Origin of the sequence: Ideonella azotifigens (assembly GCF_006519715.1) — a bacterium.
Classification (GTDB): Bacteria; Pseudomonadota; Gammaproteobacteria; order Burkholderiales; family Burkholderiaceae_C; genus Ideonella; species Ideonella azotifigens.
In genome coordinates this window covers 1-6,032 of sequence record NZ_VIDT01000328.1, presented here as the reverse complement: position 1 = coordinate 6,032, position 6,032 = coordinate 1, and the positions used below count along the sequence as shown (strand labels likewise).

The window sequence follows — 6,032 nt, the reverse complement described above, 5'->3', positions numbered from 1 at the left end:
GCCGAGCAGGCGGCGCGGCTCGGGGTGGGCGAGGATGCGGCCGTTGGCATCGGTGACGATCACGGTGGCACCGGTGTCGCCTGCGTTGCCGTTGGTGCTTTCGACCAGGTCCGACAGCAGCTCGCGGCTGGCCAGCTTCATCGCGCCGCCGATCACGCCATGCACGCGGCCGCTGCCGATGTCGGTCAACGGATGCACCAGCGCCACGACGGGCTGGCCCAGCACGCGGTCGGGCAGCGGCTCGGAGATGGCGGGCCTGGCCTGGGTGATGGCGGTCTGGAAGTAGTCGCGGTCGCCGATCCACACCTGCGGATGGCGCAGGCCCTGGCTGTCGGCAACCAGCAGCACCTTGCCATTGGCATCGGCCACGAACACATAGCTGAACAGCTCGCGCAGTGCGGGCGTGGCCTGGAGGGCGCTGGCCAGCCGCTGCGGATCGGCCAGCGTGGCCTCGTCCAGCAGGCTGGCGCTGGCGCGCAGTGCACGCTGCAGTTCCACGCAACGGCGCGACAGCACCGCGGCGCTGCGCACCACGCCGTCCAGCTCGCGCTGGCGCTGCATCTGCAGCAGGTCGCGCTCGGCGTGCTGGGTCAGCTGCACCGTGATCAGGCCAATGCCCAGCGCCAGCACCAGCACGCCGATGGCCGTGAGGCGGAACTTCAGCGAGGCGAACAGCGTGGACAGGCAGGCGGGCACGGACATGTTGTCCGTCTATCGGCCCCGCAGCTGCCTGACTTGAGCCAGGGGTCGGCGCCTGGTTCGGGCGCCGACGCCGGTTGTCACCGGCAGTTCAGCTTCCCGTGCCTGCCTTGGCCGGGCTTCCCAGCTGGGCCCACAAATACGCAAATTCCAGCGCCTGGCGGTCGGCCAGCTGGGCGTTGTCGGCCGCACCGCCGTGGCCGCCTTCGATGTTCTCGTAGTACAGCACCGGGTGGCCCTGCGCCATCATGCGGGCCGCCATCTTGCGCGCATGCCCGGGGTGGACCCGGTCGTCGCGCGTGGAGGTGACGAAGAAGACCCGCGGGTAGTGGGTCTTCTGGTGCACGTTCTGGTATGGGCTGTACTTGGAGATGAAACTCCATTCGGCCGGGTCGTCAGGGTTGCCGTATTCGCCCATCCAGCTGGCGCCGGCCAGCAGCTTGTTGAAGCGCTTCATGTCCAGCAGCGGCACCTGGCAGACCATGGCGTTGAACAGGTCCGGCCGCTGCATCATCACCGCGCCGACCAGCAGGCCGCCGTTGCTGCCGCCCTGGATGCCCAGTTGCTGGCGGGTCGTGATGTTGTTGGCCAGCAGGTCTTCGGCGACGGCGATGAAGTCGTCGTAGCTCTTCTGCTTGTGCGACTTGATGGCCGCCTGGTGCCAGGCCGGGCCGAACTCGCCGCCGCCGCGGATGTTGGCCACCACCAGCACGCCGCCCTTGCGCAGCCAGCCATGGCCCCAGCTGGCCGAGTACCAGGGCTGCATCGAGACCTCGAAGCCGCCATAGCCGTAGAGCAGCGTGGGGTTCTTGCCGTTGGCAATCGCGCCCTGTGGCCAGACCACGAAGTAGGGCACCCTGGTGCCGTCCTTGGACTTGGCAAAGCGCTGCTCGACGCGCATGCCGGCGGTGTCGAAAAACGCAGGGCGCGCCTTGATGCGCTCCAGCTGGTCCTGGTCGGCACGGCCGAGGTATAGTGAGTCGGGCGTCAGGAAGTCGACGTACGAGACGAAGAAGTGCTCGGCCAGCGGGTCGTCTGCCACCTGCGGGTCGTGCAGCGGCTGGACCTGCAGTGCGCCGGGGAAGGGTGTCTTCAGCTCGCGCTGCTGCCATTCCCCACCTTTTTCATTCGCCACCTTGCGCCAGGCGACGACACGGTTGGCCACGTTGTCCAGCACGTCCAGCAGCACCTGGCTGCGGGTGGTCGACCAGCCTTCCAGCGAGCGGGTGGCGGTGGGCGTGAACAGTGCGGTGAACTGGCGTTCGCCGCGCAGGTAGGCCTCGGCCGGGGCCATCAGCAGCGAGCCGCTGGCCCAGGTGCTGCCACCCACGGCCCAGTCGCTGCGCAGCTTGATCAGCAGCGCATCGCGCCAGAACGAGATCTGGGCGTCGGCCGGCTTGGCGACCGGCGTGCTCTTGCCGTCGTGCCAGAGCACCAGTTCGTCGGTGAAGAAGTCGGGCGCGCGGCCGAAGACCACGCGCTCGAAGCCAGGCGTGTGGTCGACCGAGATCGAGGCCGCGACGTCGGTCTTCTGCGCCTCGTAGACCGTGCGCGCGGCCGACAGCGGCTCGCCGCGCTTCCAAAGCTTGACCACGCGCGGGTAGCCGGAGTCGGTCAAGGAGCCGGGGCCGAAATCGGTGCCGACGAAAAGGGTGTTCTCGTCCAGCCATGCCACGTCCGACTTGGCCTCGGGCAGCGTGAAGCCTCCGTCGACGAAGCGCCGCGTGGCCAGGTCGAATTCGCGGACCACGGTGGCGTCCGCCCCGCCGCGCGACAGCGCGACCAGCGCCCGCGTGGACTTGCCGCCCAGCCGCGTGGCCCGGCTCCAGACCCAGTTCTCGTTCTCGGCCTTGGCCAGCGCGTCCAGGTCCAGGATCACGTCCCACTGCGGCTCGGCCTGGCGGTAGCTGTCCAGCGTGGTGCGGCGCCACAGGCCACGCGGGTGGGCGTGGTCCTTCCACAGGTTGTAGAGGTACTCGCCCTCGCGGCTGACCAGCGGAATGCGGTCGCGCGAGTCGAGGATGTCCTTCAGCCGGGTGCGCGTGGCTTCGAAGTCCGGCTGGGCTTCCAGCACGCTGCGCGACGCGGCGTTGTGTTCGCGGACCCAGTTCAGCGCCTTGTCGCCCAGCACGTCTTCCAGCCAGAGGTAGGGGTCCTCGGTAGCGACAGCGGTGGGAGCGACGGCGGCTGCGGCCGCGGAGATGGGATTTTGTGCCATGGCCAGTGGGGTGCCGGCCGCACCCAACAGGGCGAGGGCCTGGCGGCGGTTGAAGTGGGACATCGTCGGGACGCTTGTGGCGGTACAACACCAGCCGCCGGATCGGCGCTGGCACGGAACCGTCATGATAGGACGATGCCGCTTCCTGGTTCGGCGCGGGGCGGACGAGGCTTGTCGGCGGCCTGGGGGCGCTGTTCAGCGCTTGGCGTGCAGGCCCTTGAGCAGCTTGGGCTCGACGGTGATGGAACGGCTCGCGTCACCGACCCAGATCTGGCCTTCCTGCACCGTGACCTGCAGCTGCATGGTGCGCTGGGCCAGCGTGGCCAGCTCCTTGCTTTGGTCGGCCGGCACCTGCCAGACCTCCAGGTTGGGCAGTCGAACGACCTTGCCTTCCAGCGCCTGCCACCAGATGGGCACGGCGCTGGCGAAGGCCCACAGCTTGACCACTTCCGAGCGGCCGCAGGCCTTGGCCAGGCGCCGGTCGTCGGGCTGGCCGACCTCGATCCACTGCACCAGCTGGCCGGTCAGGTCCTTCTGCCACAGGTCCGGCGCGTCCGGATCCGACAGGCCGGCGGTGAATTCCAGGTTGCCGCGCAGGTCGTCGGCCGGCACGGAAAGGGCGAACGCCAGCAGCCGCATCATCATGCGTTCGTCGTTTTCCGACGGGTGGCGGGCCAGCGTGATCGCATGGTCGGCGTAAAGCGCGCGGTCCATGTCAGCGATCTGCAGCTGGGCCTTGAAGACGGTGGATTTGATGGCCATGGGGTGCGACAGCGGAACAGCCCGCCCAACGTGAGCGGGGTCCGAAGTGTAGGCGCTGGGCTGCGCAAGCCGCCCGAAGCCTCAAGTTGCGAAAGCCTGAGCCGATAGCCAGGGTATCTACCAATAGTGACGCCGGAGGCGATGCCCAGGCATCGAGCAGGCGACCGCATCATGATTTCCTTGCTGCTGAAGTTCCGGCTGCGTGCCCGTCTGTCGCTGTGCCTGGCGGGCGTGACCTTGCTGATGGCGCTGGCCTCTGCGGTGGGGGCCTGGCGCCTGCGCGTGCTGTCGGACGTGGCCGCCGAGCTCGGCGGCGTGGCGGCCGAGCGCGCACTGCTGGCGCGCGAGCTGCACGCCATCGTCGAGATCAGTTCCTTCCGCGCCGAAGCCTTGCTGGTGAGCGATGACAAGGCGCTGGCCACCCGCGTGGGCGCCGACCGCAAGCGCACCTCGGAGCGCTCAGCCGAGCTGCGCAAGCGCCTCGAATCGCTGCTGGACGACGCGCAGTCGCTGGCGCTGATGAAGCAGATCGACGCCGCAGGCAACCAGTTCCGCGACGTGCGCACCGCATTGGTCAAGCGCGATGCAGAAGGCTCGCATGTGTCGACCGAGGAAATTGAGCAGAAGCTGCGGCCCGCAGCGGCAGCCTATGCGAAGGCGGTCGACGAGTTGGCCAAACACGAAGCTTCGCTGGTCGAAGAGAAGCGGGCCGATGCCGTGGCTTCAGCCCGCACCGGCGAAGCGCTGCTGCTTGCGGGCGTGGTCGCCGGCCTGCTGGCATCAGCCCTGCTGGGCTGGGCGCTGACCGTGTCCATCCTGCGGCCGCTGCAGCAGGCGCAAGCCCTGGCGCGCCGCGTGGCCGACGGCGACCTGACGCCGCAGCGCTGGGACAGCCGCAGCCCGGACGAAGTCACCGCTCTGGTGACCGAGCTGCAGGGCATGCAGGCCATGCTGGCGCGCCTGGTCGGCGAAGTGCAGCAGGCCAGCGAACAGATTGGCACCGCCAGCCGCGAGGTGGCCACCGGCAACCTGGACCTGAGCCAGCGCACCGAGCAGACCGCCAGCAACCTGCAGCAGACCGCCAGCGCGATGGAGCAGCTGACCGGCACGGTGCAGCAGAGCGCCGAGTCGGCCCGGCAGGCGAATGCGCTGGCGGGCAGCGCGACTTCGGTGGCCGCGAGGGGTGGCGAAGTGGTCGGCCAGGTGGTGACGACGATGAACAGCATCAGCGCCAGCTCGCGCAAGATCGCCGACATCATCGGCGTGATCGACGGCATCGCCTTCCAGACCAACATCCTGGCGCTGAATGCCGCGGTGGAGGCGGCGCGGGCCGGTGAGCAGGGCCGCGGCTTTGCCGTGGTGGCCAGCGAGGTGCGTTCGCTGGCGCAGCGCTCGGCGGGTGCGGCGCGCGAGATCAAGTCGCTGATCGGCGCGTCGGTCGAAAGCGTCGAATCCGGTGCGCGCCTGGTGCAGAACGCGGGCGAGACGATGGGCGAAATCGTCAGCAGCGTGCAGCGCGTGGATCACATCATTCGCGAGATTTCGCATGCGGCCAGCGAGCAGAGCACCGGCATCGGCGAGATCGGCCGCTCGGTCAACCAGCTCGACCAGATGACCCAGCAGAACGCAGCGCTGGTCGAAGAGTCCGCCGCCGCGGCGCAAAGCCTGAAGGACCAGGCCCAGCGCCTGGCGGACGTGACCGCGCGCTTCCGCGTCGCGGCCTGAACTTCAACCCTTCTTTGCTTCGTCGGCCTGCTTGAGTTCCCACTGCGCCAGGCCGGCCGCGGCCTTGGCGCGCACCTTGGCCTGCAGCCAGCCGCTCCAGCCCATCAGCAGGCCAATGGGGCCCAGCGCCTGGCGGCTCCAGCGCCAGAAGTCGAACACATCCACATGGCGCAGCAGCAGGCCTTCCTGCAGCTGCATCTTCGCGGTGATGATGTTGTGCACCGGGCGGCCTGTGCTGCTGAAGGTGTACCAGGCTTCCCATTGCACCGTGGCCTCGGTCTCGGTGCTGCTCAGCAGCTTGTATTCGAGCCGGAAGTCGCGTGCATTGGCGCTGAGCATGCGCCACATCATGCCGATCTCGGCGCCGTGCAGGTCGAAGACCGGGTCGGTGAAATGCGCCTGCGGGTGGTAGCAGGCCTGCATGGCAATGCCATCGCGCCGGGTGAAGGCGTCGTAGAAACGGGTGGCGAGTTCGACCGGGGTGGCCAATGGGGTGTTCGGCATCGGCGCAGTTTAGGTGGCAGCAGGCATTGCCGACTCCGGGATTGCCAGGCCTGTGACCGGCAGCGCGTGGCCAGCCTTGGCGCTGGCGCGGCCCAGGTCCAGCAGCTGCATCACGGCCAGCGCT

5 protein-coding genes are annotated in these 6,032 nt (G+C 68.8%); 1 reads left to right on the top strand and 4 read right to left on the bottom strand.

Features of this window, described 5'->3' with window-relative positions:
- The 3 genes from FKP22_RS18375 to FKP22_RS18365 all read right to left on the bottom strand — a co-directional run.
- A partial coding sequence (locus FKP22_RS18375) for a PDC sensor domain-containing protein (protein WP_170200949.1) occupies window positions 1-702 on the bottom strand: 702 nt, incomplete at its 3' end.
- 88 nt (window positions 703-790) lie between these two features.
- A complete protein-coding gene (locus tag FKP22_RS18370; protein ID WP_231012749.1) occupies window positions 791-2,980 on the bottom strand; it encodes a prolyl oligopeptidase family serine peptidase in 2,190 nt (729 codons plus the stop codon).
- A 132-nt stretch (window positions 2,981-3,112) separates the two neighbouring features.
- Window positions 3,113-3,679, bottom strand: coding sequence for a YaeQ family protein (locus tag FKP22_RS18365; RefSeq protein WP_141289077.1), 567 nt, complete (start codon window positions 3,677-3,679; stop codon window positions 3,113-3,115).
- Between the two features lie 171 nt (window positions 3,680-3,850).
- On the opposite strand from FKP22_RS18365, the gene FKP22_RS18360 reads away from it, so the two are divergent.
- The gene (locus tag FKP22_RS18360) at window positions 3,851-5,404 is read left to right on the top strand and encodes a methyl-accepting chemotaxis protein (RefSeq protein ID WP_170200948.1); all 1,554 of its coding nucleotides are present in this window, start codon (window positions 3,851-3,853) and stop codon (window positions 5,402-5,404) included.
- Window positions 5,405-5,407: 3 nt separating this feature from the next.
- On the opposite strand, the gene FKP22_RS18355 is transcribed toward FKP22_RS18360, so the two are convergent.
- Window positions 5,408-5,908 carry a nuclear transport factor 2 family protein gene (locus FKP22_RS18355; protein ID WP_211361460.1) on the bottom strand — a complete coding sequence of 167 codons (501 nt, stop codon included), beginning with the start codon at window positions 5,906-5,908 and terminating at the stop codon, window positions 5,408-5,410.
- Between the last annotated feature and the right edge of the window lie 124 nt (window positions 5,909-6,032).

Bases quoted from the DNA above. Each gene is read 5' to 3' on its own strand.
- FKP22_RS18365 (WP_141289077.1), bottom strand. From the start codon at position 3,679: ATGGCCATCAAATCCACCGTCTTCAAGGCCCAGCTGCAGATCGCTGAC.
- FKP22_RS18360 (WP_170200948.1), top strand. From the start codon at position 3,851: ATGATTTCCTTGCTGCTGAAGTTCCGGCTGCGTGCCCGTCTGTCGCTG.
- FKP22_RS18370 (WP_231012749.1), bottom strand. From the start codon at position 2,980: ATGTCCCACTTCAACCGCCGCCAGGCCCTCGCCCTGTTGGGTGCGGCC.
- FKP22_RS18355 (WP_211361460.1), bottom strand. From the start codon at position 5,908: ATGCCGAACACCCCATTGGCCACCCCGGTCGAACTCGCCACCCGTTTC.